1 pseudogene is annotated in these 619 nt (G+C 61.2%); it reads left to right on the top strand.

Features of this window, described 5'->3' with window-relative positions:
- A pseudogene (locus tag TR36_RS14260) lies at positions 1 to 545 on the top strand (pyruvate dehydrogenase complex E1 component subunit beta); the annotation flags it as partial.
- Between the last annotated feature and the right edge of the window lie 74 nt (positions 546 to 619).

Raw genomic sequence — 619 nt, forward strand, 5'->3', positions numbered from 1 at the left:
CGAAATCCGACGCGGCCCATATGGACAAACCTGCAGTGACATCACCGGCTGCCCCTGTGGCAGGCAAACGTGACGTGTCGCCGGATTGGCCTGAAGGCACGGGGGGGGGGGGGGGGAAAATGAAGACCATGACCGTGCGGGAAGCCCTGCGCGAAGCCATGGCCGAAGAGATGCGCGGAAACGACAAGGTTTTCGTGATGGGCGAGGAAGTGGGTGAATACGAAGGCGCCTACAAGATCACCCAGGGTCTTCTGGACGAATTCGGCCCGAAGCGTGTCGTTGATACGCCCATTACCGAACATGGCTTTGCCGGTCTTGCCGTCGGTGCTGCTTTTGGCGGCCTGAACCCGGTCGTGGAATTCATGACGTTCAACTTCGCCATGCAGGCGATGGACCAGATCGTCAACTCGGCAGCCAAGACGCTGTACATGTCCGGCGGCCAGATGGGATGCCCGATCGTGTTTCGCGGTCCGAACGGTGCGGCTGCCCGCGTGGGCGCACAGCGCATGGCAATCCAGCCCCCTGCAAATTCGGTATTGCCGTACAGATAGGCGCCATGATCTTCCCGCTCCTCTCCGGTATATCCCTGCAGCAGCGCCCGGATGTGATCGGGGTTGCT

The organism is Falsirhodobacter sp. alg1 (assembly GCF_000739715.2).
In the GTDB taxonomy this organism is placed as follows: domain Bacteria; phylum Pseudomonadota; class Alphaproteobacteria; order Rhodobacterales; family Rhodobacteraceae; genus Falsirhodobacter.